Annotated in this window: 12 protein-coding genes; 6 read left to right on the top strand and 6 right to left on the bottom strand. The window is 60.6% G+C overall.

Features of this window, described 5'->3' with window-relative positions; translation table 11 throughout:
- Positions 1-177: 177 nt before the first annotated feature.
- The 3 genes from OOZ53_RS08600 to OOZ53_RS08590 form a co-directional block, all read right to left on the bottom strand.
- Positions 178-1,746 carry a pilus assembly protein gene (locus OOZ53_RS08600; RefSeq protein ID WP_271089031.1) on the bottom strand — a complete coding sequence of 523 codons (1,569 nt, stop codon included), beginning with the start codon at positions 1,744-1,746 and terminating at the stop codon, positions 178-180.
- A gap of 509 nt (positions 1,747-2,255) precedes the next feature.
- A complete protein-coding gene (locus tag OOZ53_RS08595) occupies positions 2,256-3,878 on the bottom strand; it encodes a pilus assembly protein (protein WP_271089030.1) in 1,623 nt (540 codons plus the stop codon).
- 435 nt (positions 3,879-4,313) lie between these two features.
- A complete protein-coding gene (locus tag OOZ53_RS08590) occupies positions 4,314-4,550 on the bottom strand; it encodes a DUF1674 domain-containing protein (protein WP_271089029.1) in 237 nt (78 codons plus the stop codon).
- 101 nt (positions 4,551-4,651) lie between these two features.
- Here OOZ53_RS08590 and htpX point away from each other — a divergent pair, with 101 nt between their 5' ends.
- From htpX to purH, 4 genes are all read left to right on the top strand, one after another.
- On the top strand, positions 4,652-5,611 hold the full coding sequence (htpX, locus tag OOZ53_RS08585) for a zinc metalloprotease HtpX (protein WP_271089028.1): 960 nt from the start codon (positions 4,652-4,654) through the stop codon (positions 5,609-5,611).
- A complete protein-coding gene (locus OOZ53_RS08580; RefSeq protein WP_425499121.1) occupies positions 5,563-6,969 on the top strand; it encodes an RsmB/NOP family class I SAM-dependent RNA methyltransferase in 1,407 nt (468 codons plus the stop codon). Before htpX ends, OOZ53_RS08580 begins: the two co-directional genes overlap by 49 nt.
- Positions 6,970-7,063: 94 nt before the next feature.
- Positions 7,064-8,773 (top strand): heparinase II/III family protein, encoded by a 1,710-nt coding sequence (locus OOZ53_RS08575; RefSeq protein ID WP_425499120.1) that lies wholly within the window; start codon positions 7,064-7,066, stop codon positions 8,771-8,773.
- Positions 8,774-8,920: 147 nt separating this feature from the next.
- Entirely contained in the window at positions 8,921-10,537 is a 1,617-nt protein-coding gene (purH, locus tag OOZ53_RS08570) for a bifunctional phosphoribosylaminoimidazolecarboxamide formyltransferase/IMP cyclohydrolase (RefSeq protein WP_271089026.1), read from the top strand.
- Positions 10,538-10,546: 9 nt separating this feature from the next.
- Here purH and OOZ53_RS08565 read toward each other — a convergent pair whose 3' ends face one another.
- Positions 10,547-10,753 carry a dodecin gene (locus tag OOZ53_RS08565; RefSeq protein WP_271089024.1) on the bottom strand — a complete coding sequence of 69 codons (207 nt, stop codon included), beginning with the start codon at positions 10,751-10,753 and terminating at the stop codon, positions 10,547-10,549.
- Between the two features lie 192 nt (positions 10,754-10,945).
- Between OOZ53_RS08565 and OOZ53_RS08560 the strand changes: the two genes are divergently transcribed.
- Positions 10,946-11,827, top strand: a complete 882-nt coding sequence (locus tag OOZ53_RS08560; protein WP_271089023.1) for a hypothetical protein — start codon at positions 10,946-10,948, stop codon at positions 11,825-11,827.
- A 66-nt stretch (positions 11,828-11,893) separates the two neighbouring features.
- Here the strand turns inward: OOZ53_RS08560 and OOZ53_RS08555 are convergent, their stop codons facing one another.
- Complete coding sequence (locus OOZ53_RS08555) at positions 11,894-13,261, bottom strand: MFS transporter (protein WP_271089021.1); 1,368 nt, start codon at positions 13,259-13,261, stop codon at positions 11,894-11,896.
- A 13-nt stretch (positions 13,262-13,274) separates the two neighbouring features.
- A complete protein-coding gene (locus tag OOZ53_RS08550; protein ID WP_271089020.1) occupies positions 13,275-18,074 on the bottom strand; it encodes an NAD-glutamate dehydrogenase in 4,800 nt (1,599 codons plus the stop codon).
- A 121-nt stretch (positions 18,075-18,195) separates the two neighbouring features.
- Between OOZ53_RS08550 and OOZ53_RS08545 the strand changes: the two genes are divergently transcribed.
- Entirely contained in the window at positions 18,196-18,771 is a 576-nt protein-coding gene (locus OOZ53_RS08545; RefSeq protein WP_271089019.1) for a peroxidase-related enzyme, read from the top strand.
- Positions 18,772-18,792 lie beyond the last annotated feature (21 nt).

Raw genomic sequence — 18,792 nt, 5'->3', positions numbered from 1 at the left:
AACAGGCACAGTGATTTCAGGACCGCGTTAAGAATTTGCCGGGCCGGCCACCTGGTGCGCAGTGCTCGGGATACGGTGCGGATACTCGGATATTGCCGCAGAAACTGGAAACGGCGGCCTGAGCCGCCGTTCCAATCGCTTTGTTTGACCGGCTCTGCCCGGCCGGCAGCAGTGCACCTACAGCGTCAGACGCAGGTTCCGGATTGTCCGGGCGATATTCTCGAACGCCAGGGTCAAAGCCTCGGCGTCGTCCGCCAGATAGAAATAGGTGACATTCGTCGAATTCGGCGTCGCGCAATTGCTCAACAGCGTCTGCGCGTTGCGGACCCAGCTTCTTTCCAGATTGGCATTGCCGTCCGCGACCGATTCATCCAGATCGAAGCCGACCACAAACACCTTGATATTCTGAGCCTTGATCGCCGAACACAATGCCGTCGTATGGTCCGGAGACTCAGAGTAGGCAGGGTTGTGGCCCGTCCAGCCTTCGCTCCCCGTATTATCCGCATAGGCTGTGTTGAAGACACCGTCCGTCATGAAGATAACATATTTGTCGAGGTCCGGGTCCGTGGTGTGGTCGCCCGGCTGGGAGCTCACCGGCAAGAAGTTTCGCCAGCTGTGGGAAATGGTATACCAGGCCCACTGCAGCCCGATGTGACCGGCGGTACCGCCATTATAGCTCATCGCATCGATCGCATTGTCCAACGTCGTCTTGTTGGACGTCAGCGGCACAATCTGTTCATCGATGCAATCGCTTTCACGCAGGCGCGAATCCCGGCTGATCATGCCGCCGGTGCTCGGATCGGCGTTTGTGTACTGATAGTTCGTGCGGCCGTTGGTTTTCGGCGCCTTGCGGTCCGTTGCGCACTGGTCCACATTGGTGCCGTTATTTTCGACCCGGAAGTCGTCCGGCAATCCGGAATAGCACCGCCACACCTGCCGCCAGCGCCTGCGCCGCCGGACCCACTCCCATCCGCAGTATTCTTCAACATACTGCTCCTGGAACGCCTCGTAGTCGTAGCCAACGCCGGTTTCATTGAAGAGCGCGGAATTGTAGGTGGGCGCGTCGCTTTTGGACTCTTTGTAGTCGGCATAGATGTATTTGGCGAGATTGGGGCCCACATTCACCGATTCAGCATAGGGAACGAGGCTGATCTTGACGGCTCCGTTGGCGTTGTTGAGAAGCTTTTCCACGGCGCCCTTGGCCGCCGCTTTCAGCGCCGTCAGCTTGTGATTTCCGTCGGCATCGTCCCAGTTCATCGATCCCGTCACATCGAGCACCATCGCAACTTCGATGTCCGACGCGCCGAATTGAACAGCGGATCTGCTCGCCACCTGAATGTCGTCTCGCCCCGTCGCGACCTGCAGAAGCTTGAGGTCATGTTTGTAGCGTGCCGAGGCCGAGACCCCGCCCGTCGTCTCATTGATGATGACATCGTAAAGGAAATAGGGGCTGTCATCGAGATCATCGATCGCGGTGCCGACATTCGCCGCGAAGATCCTCTCCAGATAGTCTTCCGCATCGTCCGGGTCGACTTCACCCACAGACAGCGCGCGCGCCGTGGCAAGCGTTGCGGCATCCAGTGCGTTGTTGACTCGTGTCTTGCCGGCCAACGCCATGGAATAGTCCACGGCAATACCGGCGGCCAGGAAGATGACTCCGACACCCAGTCCGAACATCATCATGAAATTGCCGCTTCGGTCGTGCGCAAAACGGCGAACGGCATGGCGGAATTTGCGGTTGAACATCGTTGCTACCCCCTTTTCGAAACCGTCATCCGCGCAGCAATGATTGCTGTTCGGCGTCGGCCTGAAGCAGTGGCCCAGGGCCTCGACGATCTGTTTGGGAGTTGCCTGTATCCGGACTGCGCGGCCAACCCATCATTGCCGCGACCCGACTACCACTAGGACCCCAACCGGACGCCCGTCTCATTCCGCATGAATGTCGGCGACCGCAGATACCTGCTTCCGATGCAGTTGCGTGTGGCCGCTCATCGGCCGCACTACACCTGCACGGGGACCCATTGTTGTTTTGAAGATTGCACAATGGTTAATGCGCCGGCCAAAGGGTGCTTTAACCGGCAATCTTCAAGCCATATGCTGAACACAGGCTTTATGGATACACTTAATTATTGTTTACACCGGAAATACTACCTATAGGGGCAGATATGCTTCCTTTTTCGTGTATCGGGCCGGAAGCGGCGAGTATTTTAGGGCGCCGCTCCCTGAACCAAAGTCTCAATCAGGCCGCTGCGCGGCTAGTGCGTCAGCCGCAGGCTCTGGATCGTCGCGGCGATTTCCCGGAACGTATCCTCCAGTTCCGAGGCGCTGTCGACGTCGTAGTAATAGGTCACGTTGGCAGTATCGTCCGTGGCGCAATTGTCCAGCGCGTCCTGTGCCGTGGAATTGGAAAGCTGAAACCCGATCGAGAAGATCGTGATGTCGTCGTTCTTGATCGCCGTGCACAGCGCATCGAAATGCGTATAGGACCGCGTTGACTGCTTACCGGTCTTGAAACCGTCCGATTCCACATCGGCATAGGCGGTGTTGAAAACGCCGTCGGTCATCATGATGATGTATTTGGCGATTTCCGCATCCGGATCCTTGTGGTCGCCCGGTTCAGAGCCGGTCGGCATAAAGCTCGCCCAGTCATGGGAAATCGTGTACCAGCCCCACTGCAATCCGATATGCCCGGCCGTATATCCGTTTGCCGTAAAGGCACTGATTGCATCCGTCAGTGTGGTCTCGTTGCTGGTCAGTGTGATGATCTCGGAGTCGGGGCAGTAATCCTCCTCCAGCCGGGCGTCGCGACTGATCATGCCGTAGGACGGGTTGGCGTCCGTGTACTGGTAGGAGGTCCCGCCGCTGGCCGGCGCCTTGCGGTCGGATGCACAATAGTCTGAGTTCGTGCCGTCGCTTTCGGTGACGAAATCCCAACTGTCGTCGCTGTCGTCGTCGTCGCCGCTTCCGCCGCCTTTTTTTGCCAGATAGACATGGGCGTCGCCAAAGGTGTAGCCGTCAAAGCCGTAGCTGCTTCCGATTCCGGCGCCACCGCCGAACCGAAAGCCGCCGGCAAACCGGATACCCTGATCCTCATCGAGAAACGCGGACCCGCCGTCACACGATGCATTGTTGGCCTGAAAGGTCGCCCAGTCATAGGCAACGCCGGTATTCGAATGGAGCGAGGCGCTATAGGTCGGCGCATCGCTCGTTTCGCAATAGGCATCGGCATAGACATATTGCTGAAGGTCGGGACCGACATTGACCCCGATCGCATAGGGGACAAGGCTTATGCGCACATAATCCTTCGCGTCGGTGTTGATGCTCAACAGATCCTTGACCGCAAGCTCCGCCGCATCTTCAAGCGCTGACAACTTGGTGCCTCTCATCGATCCGGTCACATCAAGCACCATGGCCACTTCGATGTCGGACACGCCGTAGCTGACCGCCGAGGAACTGGACACCGTTATCGTATCTTCGCTCGATCCGACCTGCAGGAGTTTGAATTGCTGTGCAATGCTTGCCGTGGCGGCAACCGACTGGTCGGTTGTATTGATCGTGATGCTGTCGAGCGAATAGTTGCTTGCGTCGAGATCGTCGACACCCAGATTGGCTATGAACACAGCTTCCAGATAGTCCTCGGCTTCATCGGCAACGCCTGGATCGACGTCACCGGAGGCAATAGCCCGTGCCGTCGCCAGCGTTGCGGCGTCCAGCGCATTGTTGACCCGGGTCTTGTTCATCAGCGCGGTCGAATAGTCCACGGCAACGCCCGCCGCCAGAAATATGACCGCGACGCCAAGACCGAATATCATTGTGAAATTGCCGCGCCGGTCCCCTGTCAGGCGACGGCATGTGGGAATAACGGAATCGATGTTCATCTTCAGCTAACTCCTTAGCTCTGAAGAACATTCGCCCCGATGCATCCACCGCACGCATACTGCGCCGAAGCGACCGCGTCTGCAGGAATACACTTGCTCTCAGGATTTTCGGCCGCAAAGGACCTTGTGTAACCGCATCCCGGGACCCATCATTCCGGGCTGCAAAATATATCTCGGTACAACTGTATCTGGTTTTCGGCTCTGTTTGTTGCCTGCGGGAACCTCAATGACTGTTTCGCAATAGACTTTTGAACATATGCGGGACTGCTTCCCGCCATTATCGACTGATCTAAATATCCAATGTCATCAGGTGTATCGGATCGACATTGCCCAAAGGTTAATCCGGTCGCTGAAACAGGATCACGCGGACGCAGCGGGCGGCGCCTGTGCCGACATGGTTAATGCGAGGTTAACAGGCGCCCGTTGCCGCCGGGTTCAAAAGTCGATGGCGCGGCCGTCGATTTCCCAGTCTCCAAAGCGGGCCGGGTCCTCGCCGCCACGGCCACCGATCTCCCTGGGCTGTTTTTTATCCGCGCCACGCGCCAATCGGCGCGCCTCGGCTTCCTGCAGCGCGCGCTGTGCCGCCGGCGGCAGATCCTCGAAACGACGCTTCGTTTCCGGAAAGTCCGTATCGTCTCGGATTTCCGTTTCGGAAGGAGATTTATCACCCATGACACCACCGGCCCGTGCGCACATTGAACTATCGATTGCCACTCCCAACATATAGGGAGTAATGACGGTTGACCCACCGCCCCGACAATGGAGTACATGGCATGAATCTGGTGCGGACAGCAATGCTGCTTGCGTTCATGACGGCGCTGTTCATGGCGATCGGATTTCTGATCGGCGGCACTGGCGGCATGCTTATTGCGCTTGCCATAGCCGCCGCGATGAACCTGTTTTCCTATTGGAATGCGGACAAGATGGTGCTGCGCATGCACCACGCCAAGGAAGTGGACGAGCGCTCGGCGCCGGAATTCTACGGTATCGTCCGGCAGCTGGCGGAGCGCGCCGATCTGCCCATGCCGAAGGTCTATCTGATCAAGAACGATCAACCCAATGCCTTTGCCACCGGCCGCAATCCGGAAAACGCGGCCGTTGCCGCGACCACGGGCCTGCTGCACCGCCTGACCCATGAGGAAGTCGCCGGCGTCATGGCGCATGAGCTTGCCCATGTGAAGCATCGCGACACGCTGACCATGACAATCACCGCGACGCTTGCCGGTGCGATTTCCATGCTCGGCAATTTCGCCTTTTTCTTCCGGGGCGGCCGCAACAATCCGCTCGGCCTGATCGGCATGCTCGCCGCCATGATCCTTGCGCCCCTGGCAGCCGCGGTTGTCCAGATGGCAGTCAGCCGGACGCGTGAATATGCCGCCGACCGCGGCGGCGCTGAAATCTGCGGCCATCCGATGTGGCTGGCCTCCGCACTCGCCAAGATCGCCGGCAGCGCACCCCGTATTGTCAATGAAGATGCCGAACGCAATCCGGCAACCGCCCACATGTTCATCATCAATCCGCTGTCGGGCCAGCGCATGGACGGGCTGTTCTCCACCCACCCGGCAACGGAGAACCGGATCGCCGCCCTCCGGCAGATGGAGGCCGAGTTCAGCGGTCAGGGCGATGATGTCAACATGCCCGGACCGGATCCGCAGGAACACCAGCCGGAAACGCATGGCGGCCCATGGGGCCGAAACGGCGGCAAACGGGAACCCAAGGGCCCCTGGTCGTGAGCCGGCCGAAAACCGTCCACAACGCAGGCGACGGAGGGATGGTCAAACCGGGTCTCGAGGCGCGTCAGGCGGCCGCCAAGCTTCTCGCCGCCGTCGTCGACAAGAAGACGCCGCTCGACGGGCTGCTCGATCCGTCCGGCGGCAATCCGGCTTTCCGCAATCTCGAACCCGCCGATCAGGCCCTGGTTCGCGCCATCCTGTTGTCCGCATTGCGGCAGCTGCCGGTTATCGAGGCCATGCTGGCACGGCTGGTGAATCGTCCCCTGCCGGGCGGCGCACGCGCCCTGTCTCACGTTTTGACGGTCGGCGCGGCCCAGATCCTCTATCTCGATACGCCGGACCACGCGGCAGTCGACCTGGCCGTGGAACAGGCGAGCCGCGATCCGCGCAACCGCCGCTATACGGCGCTCGTCAATGCGGTGCTTCGCCGCCTGATCCGCGAAAAATCCGGCCTCCTGCCGCAAATGGAGGCAAAGACGGTCAATGCTCCTCCCTGGTTTTACGAACGCCTGCAGGAGGCATATGGCGCGGATGCGGATAAAATCCTCGCGGCCCAGGCACTGGCTCCGCCGATAGACATTACCGTCAAAAGCGACCCCCGGGGCTGGGCCGAACGTCTCGGCGGTATTTTCCTGCCGACGGGCAGCGTCCGGCTCAGACCCTTTGAAGGGCCGATTACCCAATTGCCGGGTTTTGCCGAAGGCGAATGGTGGGTGCAAGATGCCGCCGCCTCGATCCCCGCCCAATTGTTCGGCAATCTGGCCGGTGTTCGGGTCGCCGACCTGTGCGCCGCACCCGGCGGAAAGACTGCGCAACTGGTCGCCGCCGGCGCCCGGGTGACTGCTGTCGACCTTTCGCGGAACCGTCTGCGACGCCTGGCCGAGAACCTGGACCGCCTCAAGCTTGAGGCCGAGATCGTCCAGACCGATCTGCTGAAATGGCGGCCGGACGAGGCATTCGACGCCGTTTTGCTTGACGCGCCCTGCTCCTCGACCGGAACGGTCCGCCGCCATCCGGATATTCCGTGGACCAAGAGCCCCGCCGACATAGACAAGCTCTCCGAGCTGCAAGAGCGCATGCTGCGCCATGCCGTGACGCTGATACGTCCGGGCGGCATGGTGGTTTTCTCAAATTGCTCCCTCGATCCGCGCGAGGGGGAAAATATGGTCGAACGCGTGCTGAGTTCGCTGCCGGAAATCTCACGCAAGCCCGTCGAGACGATCGGTCTACAGGGCCTCGAATTCGCCATAACCGCGAGCGGAGACGTCCGCACCCATCCGGCCATGCTCGAATGCGAAACACCGCAACTATCGGGAATGGACGGGTTTTTTGCCTCCGTCCTCATGCGGATGGGATGACTGTTGACACGCCAAATTTATGTCTGCGGTCATTTGGGTGTTATGCTATAGTCGCGCGAAGGGGCCTCAGTAATGGGGTGTACGGGGACTAGAATTGGCAGCAGTTTTGTTGCATTTCCGGCAGTTTTTGCCACTGTATTTCCGTGAAAGCTGGCGCCGGGTTTCCCGCCAGATTGCTGTCGGCCGCGCAAGCCCGTGGCGTTTCATGGGCTCGTCTCCAGACCGACTGGTCGTCGCGCCCACGGATCTGCGGATCGCAGATCCCTATATCGCGCACGAGATCCATCAGGGCCGGTTTCCGCTCGCGGGGCGTGTTCTGGAAACCGACAATGAATCGCCTTTCATGTATACCGGCCCTTCGCTCGGCTTTGACGAGATGCTGCACAGTTTTCGCTGGCTGCGCCATCTGCGTGCCGCCAATACCGAGCAGTCATTCGCCGATGCCCGCACGCTGACCGAAGACTGGATCAACATCTGGGGCCGCCGCTATTCCGGTGTCGGCTGGGATGCCAATGTCACGGCGCAACGCGTGATCGCCTGGCTTTCGCATTCGCCGATCATTCTGAAGAATCAGGATCGCGGTTTCTACCGGCGCTTTATCCGCAGCCTGGCGCTGCAGATCCGCTATCTGAGGAAAATCGCTCCGGCCATGCGCGACGGGGAAAAGCGCTTTCGTGTGCGCATCGCGCTCGCCATGGCGACGCTGGCCCTTCCGGCCACGCCGACCGCGATCCGCCATGCGGCCCGGTATCTCGATCAGGAAATCGACAAGCAGATCCTGCCTGACGGGGGGCACATCTCGCGCAATCCGCAGGTTGCGATGACGCTGCTTGCCGATATGCTGCCGTTGCGCCAGACCTATCTCAATCTCGGCCAGACGCCGCCGAAAGGGCTGGTTTCCAGCATCGACCGGATGTTCCAGGCGCTGCGCTTCTTCCGCCATGTGGATGGAACGCTGGCACTGTTCAACGGTTGCACCGCGCAACCGGCCGACCGGCTCCTGTCGGTGCTTCGCTATGATGAATCGACCGGCGAACCGCCACGAACCACGCCGCAGATGAACTATCAGCGCCTGTCCAACCATAACACGGTCATCATTGCTGACACCGGTCCCTATCCGGCCGGCGAGCTTTCGGCGACCGCACATGCCGGATGCCTGTCCTTCGAACTGTCGTCCGGTCACCACCGTTTCATCGTCAATGCCGGATCGCCGGCCTTCTATCACGCGGAATACCGGCGGCTCGCCCGCGCGACGGCGGCCCATTCGACCCTTGTCGTCGACGACACCTCCTCGGCGACCATTTCGGGTTCCAGCTTCCTGGGGCCGATCGTCACCAACGGTCCGCAAAAAGTCGACCTCGAGCGCCGGGATGAAGCCGATGGACGCCAAGGATTCATTGCGCGCCACGATGGCTATTCGGAACTGTTCGGACTGATTCACGAGCGCTCGGTTCAGCTCAGCGCTGACGGCAATATGGTGACCGGCCGCGACCGCATCGCCAAATCGGCGAACCACAAGCTGCTGATCGACGGAGAGACGCCTGCCGTCATCCGCTTCCACGTCCATCCCAAGATCGCCATCTCCCGCGACAACAACAACGATATCGTGCTGACCGCGCCGGACGGCGAGATCTGGACATTCTTCTCGCCGGACGTAGGTGCGGAGATCGAGGACGACATCTTTTTCGCCGACCTCGCCGGCCCACGCCGTTCCCAGCAGATCTGCCTGCATTTCATTATCGCCCAGCAGTCCGAGGTCAGCTGGAGCATGGTGCGCACCGTTCCCAAGGCCAGGAAAGGCTGACACAGGCCGGTTGCCGGAAAATCACTCACGCTTAGCTGTTTTATCTCAAGGCTCCCTATGCTAGGCGGACGGCACAATCCACCCGATACGACCGGACATGCGCCGATGGCGCCCTCCGTCACGTCTTGGACCTTCCAGGAGCCCGAAATGGCCGTTGCCTCCAAAAAAATTCCCGCACCCGAACTGGTCACGCCGAGACGCGCCCTTTTGTCGGTTTCCGACAAGACCGGCCTCGTCGCCTTCGCCGCCGCGCTGTCGGAACGCGGCATCGAACTGGTCTCGACGGGCGGAACGGCGGCGGCGATCGCGGATGCCGGTATTGCGGTGCGCGACGTATCGGAACTGACGGGCTTTCCCGAAATCATGGACGGCCGCGTCAAGACGTTGCATCCCGGCGTGCATGGCGGCCTGCTGGCGATCCGCGATGATGACGACCACCGCACGGCCATGGAGGCCAACGACATTGCCGCCATCGATATCGCCGTTATCAATCTCTACCCATTCGAGGATGTGCGGGCTGCCGGCGGCGACTATCCGACCACAGTCGAGAACATAGACATTGGCGGCCCGGCCATGATCCGCGCCGCGGCGAAGAACCACGCCTATGTCACGGTCGTCACCGATCCTGCCGACTACGATGCCGTCATTGCCGAACTCGAAGAACGCAACGGCTCCGTTTCATATCCCTTCCGCCAGCAAATGGCGGCCCGAGCCTATGCGCGCACCGCTGCCTACGATGCGGCGATTTCCAATTGGTTTGCCGACGAACTTGCTATCGAAAATCCCCGACACCGCGCCGTCGCGGGAACCTTGAAAGACGTCATGCGCTATGGCGAGAACCCGCACCAGACGGCGGGCTTTTACGTGAGTGGCGAGAACCGGCCGGGCGTCGCCACCGCAACCCTGCATCAGGGAAAGCAGCTTTCCTACAACAATATCAACGATACCGACGCCGCCTTCGAACTGGTTGCCGAGTTCGCACCGGACAAGGGCGCCGCCTGCGCCATCATCAAACATGCGAACCCGTGCGGCGTCGGGATGGGCGAAGACCTGCTCGGCGCCTATCACAAGGCACTGGCGTGCGATCCGGTCTCGGCCTTCGGCGGCATCGTGGCCTTCAACGGCATTCTCGATGCGGCAACCGCCGAAGAGGTGGTCAAGGTCTTCACCGAAGTCATCATCGCGCCGGAGGTCACCGACGAGGCAAAAGCCATCATCGCGGCAAAGAAGAACCTGCGCCTTCTGACGACGGGCGACCTGCCGGACCCCCGCGCCGCCGGGCTGACCGCCAGTACAGTTTCCGGCGGCCTGCTGGTGCAATCGCGCGACAATGGCGTTGTCGACGATCTTGACCTGAAAGTGGTGACGCAGCGCGGGCCATCCGCGGCGGAACTGGACGATCTCAAATTCGCGTTCCGCGTCGCCAAACACGTCAAGTCCAATGCTATTGTTTACGTCAAGGACGGTGCGACCGTCGGCATTGGCGCCGGTCAGATGAGCCGCGTGGATTCGGCCAGGATTGCTGCCCGCAAGGCGCAGGACGCTGCCGAGGCGCAAGGGCTTTCGGAGCCGCTGACAAAGGGTTCCGCCGTGGCATCCGACGCTTTCTTCCCCTTCGCCGACGGCCTTCTATCGGCCATTGAAGCGGGCGCGACCTCGGTCATCCAGCCCGGCGGTTCCATGCGCGACGACGAGGTCATCAAGGCCGCCGACGAGGCCGGCATCGCCATGGTGCTGACCGGCATGCGCCATTTCAGGCACTGACGCCGCGATTCAGTCCAGCCGGAAGCCGAGTTTCACGCCGACCTGATAGTGCGTGACTTTTGCGCCGTCGATATGGCCGCGGATATCGACGACCTCGAACCAGCTGATGTTCTTGACCGTTTCGGCTGCTTTGGCGACGGCGCCTTCGATCGCGCCCTCAATGCTCTCTATCGAGGTTCCGACGATATTGATGTGCTTGTAGACCGCGTCGTCCATCCTGCTCTCCCTTTTCCAGAAAGCTCAGTCTACGCCCGATTGAAGCGAATGGCACGAAACGGGCCACACGGAAATGCATCGAGCCGGGCGAAGGCTTGAGAAGAATGCCGGGGTTCATCACACTGAACATGGGTTGAAAGCGGGTCAGACGCGCAGTAATCAACCCACAGCGGGGCATTGCGGGACGAAGACATGGATCGTGGAAGCAACCGGGCCGTCATTCTCATGGCAATCGGCAACCGGTATGAGGCACAGCTGAACTACGTTCTTCCCCAGTATACGAGATATGCTGAATTCTGCGGCGCTGATCTGCACATCGTCCGTCAGGCCCCGGACCCGGCCAACGCGCATTCGGTGGCGACCCAGAAGATACTCATTCCCGGCCTCTTCACCGGTTACAGCGAGATTGCCTTCTTCGACCTTGATATCATTTTGTCCGATATTGCGCCGTCGATTTTCGATTACTTTCCCGAAGATGCCGGGTTTTCCGCCTGTACGTCGCCGCGCGGCGAAATCGGCTACACCAATTCGTTTTTGTACTATCACAAGCTTCCGGAAAAGGTTCACGAAACAAACGTGGACTACTTCGCGGACCGGGGCTTTGATCTGGAAGGCATCGATCCCGAAGACCTTTATTCGATCAACGGAGGCGTGTGGCTTGCGCGCCCCGCCATCGTTTCCGACTTGTTTTGCGACACCTACGCAAAGATCTCGGAAATGAAGAAAAACAACGAGAAAATGCGGCAGATCATTTTTGACGAAGAGTGGTTTGCCTATTTTTCGCAAAAGAACGGACTGTTCAATCTTCTGGATGAACGGTTCAACAAGCAGATAATAAATTACATGTTCACGGACCCGGAATCGAAAATTGCAAACGTGAAAAGCAATGTGCGATATAAATTGATGAGAATCTTCAACAAGAACAATGCAATACCAATATCGTTCTCACATGCGATCGCCCCGGAATTTTATGTGAAATACATTGAGGGGCTGATGGAAGAAAATTTCGCGGTCCACTTTGCCGGCGGGTTCGAATATATGGGAATTCGGCCCAGGGGATCTTACCTGGCATAGCGCAAAGGCGCCTCGGCGCCTGCAGTGGCCGAACATCGGGGCAACTCGGGATCGGGCGGGATTTTCTTAGGCCGGTTTCGAATGCGCGCTGCGCACGAAGGGCAGCAGGATGATGCCCAGCACGAACAGCGCGATGACAGGCGTCACGCCGACACGCTGGCTGTCGAACATTCCCGTGGCCTGCGCAATCAACAGTGGACCGACAAAGGTGGTTGCTTTGCCCGACAGGGCGTAAAGCCCGAACGCTTCGGTCACCCGCTCCGGCTCCACCTGATCGACCAGCAGCGTCCGTGACGCGGCCTGAAGCGCCGCACCGGCTGCGCCGATCAGGCAACCGGCGACATAAAAGATAATGGTCGGCAGCGACGACGGTGCATCGGAATCGCCGACGGAAATGAAGAACACCTCCGTCTTGGATGTCGAGACGATCACCAGGCAGCACAGGGTCAGGATGATGATTCCGATTGAAACCACCGCCTTCGGGCCGTAGCGATCATCGGCCTTGCCGCCGAGCCACCCGCCGAAAACACCGGTTAGTGCGGCAAGGATGCCGAAGACGCCGATCTGAATGATCGACCAGCCAAGAACACCGGCAGCGTAGATCCCGCCGAAGGCATAGAGTGCATTCAGCCCGTCACGGTAAAGCATGCTGGAGATGAGGTAGCTGAAATAGCTCCTCTGGGCCGGAAGTTTGCGCAGAGTGTTTCCCAGCTCGCGCAGGCCGCGCATAACCGCGCCGCTATGGGACATCCGCTTGTGTGCATCCGGCGTGAACAGGAACATCGGCAAAACGAAGATGACGTACCACAGCGAGGTGAGCGGCCCGGACGCCCGGTCACCCTCATAAGTGGCTGCATCGAGCCCCAGGATCGGTGTCAGTCCGAACAGGGTCTTGCCGCTTTCCGGCGTTGCCGACATGAAACCGAGGACCAGGACAAGCGATATGATTCCGCCGATATAGCCCAGCGCCCAGGCTGATCCCGACAATCGTCCGAGATGCGAGCGCGGCACCAGATCCGGCATCATCGCATTGTTGAAGACGGCCGCGAATTCCATCCCGATCAGCCCGAGGACGACGCCGATGACGGCAATCGTGATGCTGTCGGTTCCGGGCGCCGCGTACCACAGCAGCCAGCAGCCGACCACACCGAAAATGGAGAAGAAAACGATCCACGGTTTGCGTGGTCCGGTGCTGTCGGCAATGGCGCCAAGGACCGGCGCAAGCAGCGCGATCGCCAGACCGCCCAGACCGGTCGCATAACCCCAGATTTCCTGCCCTTTGACCGGTGTCGAGGCTATGTGGGACGTGAAATAGGGCGCGAACACGAAGGTGATGATGAGCGTGTGAAAGGGCTGGGTTGCCCAGTCGAACATCATCCAGCCATAGATGCCCTTGCGGTCGGCCTGTGCCGTCGGCTGCGCAATGTCGCTCATGTGCTCCCCAGTCTCAGTTCCTGCCGCGCGCGAGATCGCCCAGCATGCCGGCGGCCACCGTCAGGCGTGCGATATTGATCTCGCCGCCCTCGATCATCTCGCCGATGCGCGTCTGACCGCGGTCGATGCGGGTCTGATCGGCCGCATGCCACGCTGCAACCGGTTCCTTGTCCTTGCCGAACTTCTCCAGCGCCGTCGCCGTGATCTGCCGCCGCGCCGCCGAGATCTCGTCGAGGCTGCGGGCGATCGCCAGCGCCTCATAATGATCGGAGACGCTCGCCTGGTGGGCGGCCAGATCCATACGGCCGATGCGGAACAGCTCGGTCACGTCGAAGAAGGTCTTCGCCGTCTTCTTCAGATCCGCCTTGGCGCCGCCGGCGATCTGCATGATCTCCGGAATCAAGGCCAGGCTCGGCATCTGCGAGAGCTGTTTGGCCAGATTCTTCGGCACGCCATGGCCGACGGCCCGTTCATACCAGCGCTCCGTTTCCTCCCGCATATTGCCGGGCACCAGCGAGGGCAGGACGTCGTAAAGCGTATCGACGGATTGCTGCATCGCCTTGACGGTCGGCGCCAGCGGCTGGGAATTGATCCCGGTCTTCAACGCCCAGCGCGAGACCATCTGGATGACATGGCCGACACCGGCATAAAGCTCGTTCTGGATTTCCCCGGGCACCTTGTTGTCGAGACTGTCGATCGCATCGTAGAGCGCCGGAAGGTTGAGGCCGTCCCGCACCATCACATAGGATTTGACGATATCGGACGGAAGCATGCCCGTTGCGTCCACCAGCCGGTTGATGAAAACCGGACTGCCTCGGTTGATCGCGTCATTGGCCAGCACCGTGCCGATGATTTCGCGCCGCAGCCGGTGTTCGCGGATATCGTCCGCATGCGCTTTTCGCATGCGTTCCGGAAAATATCCGAACAGTTCGGTGTCGAAATAGAGATCGTCCAGCAGGACGCTCTTGGTCAAATCCTCGAAAAGCACGATTTTGGCATAGGACAGCAGCACCCCGATTTCCGCCCGCGTCAGCGGTTTTCCGGCGGAGACACGCTCGGCCAGCGTCTGATTGTCCGGCAGCGTCTCCACCTGACGATCGAGTTGCCCGTCGCTTTCGAGCTTGTTCATGAGCCGGACCAGGTCACCCGTTGCCCGGGCGCTGCGCCGCTCGACAAGGGAGATGGCCAGAGTTTGCAGATAGTTGTTGCGCAACACCAGCGCCGCCACCTCGTCGGTCATCGACATCAGCAGCTTGTTGCGGTTGGCCAGCGTCAGCCGCTGCGCCCGCATGGCGGCCGCGAGCGCAATCTTGATATTGACCTCCAGGTCGGACGAATTGACGCCGGCGGAATTATCGATGGCGTCCGAATTGCAGCGCCCGCCATGCATGTTGAATTCGATGCGGCCGCGCTGCGTGACGCCAAGATTGGCGCCCTCGCCGATGACCTTTGCGCCCACCTCGGCGGCGGTGATGCGCACCGGATCGTTCGTCCGGTCGCCGACTTCCGCGTCGCTCTCGCCGGCAGCTTTCACATAGGTGCCAATGCCGCCGAACCACAGCAGGTCGACATCGGCTTTGAGGATCGCAATGATAATCTCGAACGGCGTGGCGACCGTGCCCGAAAGGCCGATGGCCGCCGCGGCCTGCTTGGTGAGTTTCACCGATTTCTCCGAGCGCGAGATGATCATGCCGCCCGGCGAAAGGATCGACTTGTCATAGTCCTGCCAGCTCGAACGGCCGACATCGAACAGCCGCTTGCGCTCGGCAAAGCCGGTTTTGCAGTCGGGATTCGGATCGATGAAGATATCACGATGGTCGAAGGCCGCCACGAGCCGGATGACCGGCGAAAGCAGCATGCCGTTGCCGAAAACATCACCCGACATGTCGCCGACGCCGACAACCGTGAATTCGTTCTTCTGGATATCGATATCCATCTCGCGGAAGTGCCGTTCCACCGCTTCCCAGGCGCCGCGCGCGGTAATGCCCATCTTCTTGTGGTCGTAACCGTCCGATCCGCCTGACGCGAAGGCATCGTCCAGCCAGAAATGATGTGCCTGACTGATCGCATTTGCCGTATCGGAAAAAGTCGCGGTTCCCTTGTCGGCTGCCACGACGAAATAGGGATCGTCGCCATCATGGCACAGCGTGTTCTTCGGCGAGACGACCTTGCCGTCGACGATATTGTCGGTGACCGACAGAAGCGTCGAGATGAAGGTCTTGTAGGCCTCGCGGCCGGCATTGAAGACGTCGTCGCGCGTGCCGCTGGTCGGAAGGTTCTTGGGATAGAAACCGCCCTTCGAACCGACCGGCACGATCACCGCATTCTTGACCTGCTGCGCCTTGACCAGTCCGAGGACTTCGGTGCGGTAGTCCTGCGCGCGGTCGGACCAGCGCAGCCCGCCGCGGGCGATGGGCCCGAAGCGCAGATGCACGCCCTCGACATCCGAACCGTAGACGAAAATCTCCCGGTAGGGGCGCGGATCGGGAATGCCCTCGAGCGCGCGCGGATCGAGCTTGAAGGCCAGCGTGTCGTGCACGCCGCCGTCGCCGGTCTTCTGGTAGTAGTTGGTGCGCAGGGTCGACGAGATGACATTGATGAAACGGCGGAAGATCCGGTCGTCGTCGAGGCTCGGCACCCTTGCCAGCGCGGTTTCGATACGGCCGATGATTTCGTCGAATTCCTTCGCCGCGGCGCGCACCTTGAGCGACGGATCGAACCGGGTGCGGAACAGGCCGAACAGTTCCGCCGCGATTTCCGGGTAGGTATTGAGCGTGCCGGCGATATAGCCCTGTGAATAGGTGATGCCCGCCTGGCGGAGATAGCGCGCATAGGCGCGCAGCACCTTGACCTCGCGCGCCGTCAGCCCCGCATTGATGACCAGCCGGTTGAAGCTGTCATTGTCGATGCGTCCGAACCAGGTGGACAGGAACGCCTCGTCGAGCAGATCGACAAGCCGCGCCAGATCGACCGGCATGCCGTCGCGGTGCACCAGCTCCATATTGTGCAGGACGACCTTGCGGGTCTGGGTGACGTCAACGCCCACCGCGACCTCGAATGTCTGCTCGCTGATCACGTTGAAGCCGAGATTTTCCAAGAGCGGCACGCGCCGCGAGAGCGCCACGGGCGCGTCCAGGTGGAAGATCTTCAAGGACAGGTTTTCGCTGGCCTCGCCGTCGCGCTGGTAAAAGTCGATGCAGATCGGCGTGTCCTGCGCGCATTGCAGGAAGCTCGGCAAATCCTCGACCGCTTCCTCCGGCGTGAAATTGTCGCGATAGGCGTCCGATGTGTGCAGGGCGAGCGCATCCACGCCGGCAAGCGTCGAGAACTGGTCCTCCCAGCGTGTGACGATGCGGCGCACGGCGTTTTCGAGCACCTCCTGCGACACGCGCGGCGTGCGCCCGCCCGAGCGACCGAGCACGAAGTGCACGCGCGCCACGCCGCCCTCGGGAAAGGCCGGATAATAGGCCGACAGCCGCGCATCGAACACATCCTTCAGATAGGCGCCGATGCGTCCGCGCGCATCGGTGTCGTACTGATCCCTCGGAACATAAACGAGCACGGAGACAAACCGGTCGAACCGGTCGATGCGCGGCAGCACCCGCACGCGCGGCCTGTCGCTCAGCTCGATGATCTGCTCGCAGAAACCGGCAAGCATCGGAACGTCCACCTGGAACAGCTCGTCGCGCGGATAGCTTTCCAGCGCATTGAGAAGCACTTTCCCGGAATGGCTCTCGGAATCGAAGCCGAAACTTTCCACCACGGCTGTCGCCTTGGACCGCAAGAGCGGAATGCGCTGCACCGAGCGCGTATAGGCGGTCGAGGTGAACAGACCGACGATGCGCAGTTCGCCGGTCACCCGGCCGCTCTCGTCGTAGCGCTTGACCCCGACATAATCCATATAGGTCCGCCGGTGCACCAGCGAGCGCACATTGGCCTTGGTGACGATCAGCGCATCGGGCCCCTGGAGGAAGGCAAGCAGTTCCGGCGTCGTCGTGACCGGATCCCTGCCGCGCCGCAGGACCCGCACATCCGGGTCGGACAGGATACCCAATCCCGTCGCTTCCGCCCGCTCGACCGTGGCGTCGCGGCCGCTTCCCCGGAAGTTGTATTCGCGCATGCCGAGAAAGGTGAAATTGTCGTCGCGCAGCCATTCGAGAAAGGCCAGCGCCTCCTCGCGTTCCGCCAGGTGCTGGCTGCCGCCGGCGTTCTGGAGTTCGACAACGATATTGTCGAGACGCCCGAGCATGGCGGTCCAGTCGGCCACCGCGCGGTGCACCTGATCGAACACTTTAAGCAGGTTCGCCTTCAGCAGCTTGATGGCATCGGCGGAAAGACGCGGCAGGTGGATCTGTACCACGCTGACCTTGTTCCAGTCCTCTTCGGCCTCGCCGCCCACGGCGGGCGCGATTTCCCGGATCGCGCCATCGGCGGCACGTTTTAGTCTGAGGATCGGATGCGCGGCGAGGCAGATGTCACGATGCGCATGCGAGACCTCGCCCATGACGGAATCGAAAATGAACGGCATGTTGCGGTCGACAAGCGTGATGACCGTCAGGGACCGTCCGGCCAGATCCACCCCGTCAACAGGCCCGACATGAATGCGCGTATCCTTGCCGTTCCAAGCATCGAGCTGATTGCGGGCATGCACACAGGCCGCGGCCAGTGATTCCGGCCGGTACAGAAGCACGTCATCGGCGCTGACATGGCCGAACAGGAAATCGGGTTCGATATAGTGTTGTTTTTGCTGGCTGAGGATTTCGGCGATTCTGGCGATCTGTTTGTCACGCTTCGGGTGCCGGCGCGTACCCATCTCATTCTCCCCCTCGGTCACAACGGGGTCTCGACCCCCCGCAGCAATGAATGCTAACAAAACAGTTACCGGATAAGCGGCAAAACTGCACCCTCAAAAATGCGTAGACCGGAGTCTTCATATGAGCAGCAAAGAAAACCCGATAACCGCTCTCGATACGGGACCGGTGGCTGAACTGAGCCCCGAGACGAAGGCCTATTTCGACAAGTGCCAGGAAAAGCTGGGGATGATCCCCAATGTGCTTCTCGCCTATGCCTTCGACGAGGCCAAGCTGCAGGCCTTCAAGATGTTCTACAACGATCTGATGCTCGGCGAATCGGGCCTGTCCAAGCTGGAACGGGAAATGATCGCGGTCGCGGTCTCGTCGGTGAATCACTGCTATTACTGCCTCAGCGCCCATGGTGCCGCTGTCCGGCAACTCTCGGGGAATCCGGCGCTTGGCGAGCAGATCGCCATGAACTATCGGGCCGCGGATCTCGACGCGCGCCAGACCGCCATGCTCGATTTTGCCGTCAAGCTGACGGAACAGCCCGACAAGATCATCGAGTCCGACCGCCGGGCCCTGCGCGATGTCGGCTTCAATGACCGCGACATCTGGGACATCGCGGCAACGGCCTCCTTCTTCAACATGTCCAACAGGATGGCTGCCGCGACCGACATGCGCCCAAATGACGAATATCACGCTATGGCGCGTTAAAATTAGCCGGCTTATTTAGAG

Source organism: Allohoeflea poritis, from assembly GCF_027889715.1.
In the GTDB taxonomy this organism is placed as follows: Bacteria; Pseudomonadota; Alphaproteobacteria; order Rhizobiales; family Rhizobiaceae; genus Hoeflea_A; species Hoeflea_A poritis.
This window is presented reverse-complemented; position numbering and strand designations above follow the sequence as displayed.

Bases quoted from the DNA above. Each gene is read 5' to 3' on its own strand.
- OOZ53_RS08600 (WP_271089031.1), bottom strand. From the start codon at position 1,746: ATGTTCAACCGCAAATTCCGCCATGCCGTTCGCCGTTTTGCGCACGAC.
- OOZ53_RS08560 (WP_271089023.1), top strand. From the start codon at position 10,946: ATGGATCGTGGAAGCAACCGGGCCGTCATTCTCATGGCAATCGGCAAC.
- OOZ53_RS08545 (WP_271089019.1), top strand. From the start codon at position 18,196: ATGAGCAGCAAAGAAAACCCGATAACCGCTCTCGATACGGGACCGGTG.
- htpX (WP_271089028.1), top strand. From the start codon at position 4,652: ATGAATCTGGTGCGGACAGCAATGCTGCTTGCGTTCATGACGGCGCTG.
- OOZ53_RS08555 (WP_271089021.1), bottom strand. From the start codon at position 13,261: ATGAGCGACATTGCGCAGCCGACGGCACAGGCCGACCGCAAGGGCATC.
- OOZ53_RS08590 (WP_271089029.1), bottom strand. From the start codon at position 4,550: ATGGGTGATAAATCTCCTTCCGAAACGGAAATCCGAGACGATACGGAC.
- purH (WP_271089026.1), top strand. From the start codon at position 8,921: ATGGCCGTTGCCTCCAAAAAAATTCCCGCACCCGAACTGGTCACGCCG.
- OOZ53_RS08595 (WP_271089030.1), bottom strand. From the start codon at position 3,878: ATGAACATCGATTCCGTTATTCCCACATGCCGTCGCCTGACAGGGGAC.
- OOZ53_RS08550 (WP_271089020.1), bottom strand. From the start codon at position 18,074: ATGGGTACGCGCCGGCACCCGAAGCGTGACAAACAGATCGCCAGAATC.
- OOZ53_RS08565 (WP_271089024.1), bottom strand. From the start codon at position 10,753: ATGGACGACGCGGTCTACAAGCACATCAATATCGTCGGAACCTCGATA.
- OOZ53_RS08580 (WP_425499121.1), top strand. From the start codon at position 5,563: ATGGGGCCGAAACGGCGGCAAACGGGAACCCAAGGGCCCCTGGTCGTG.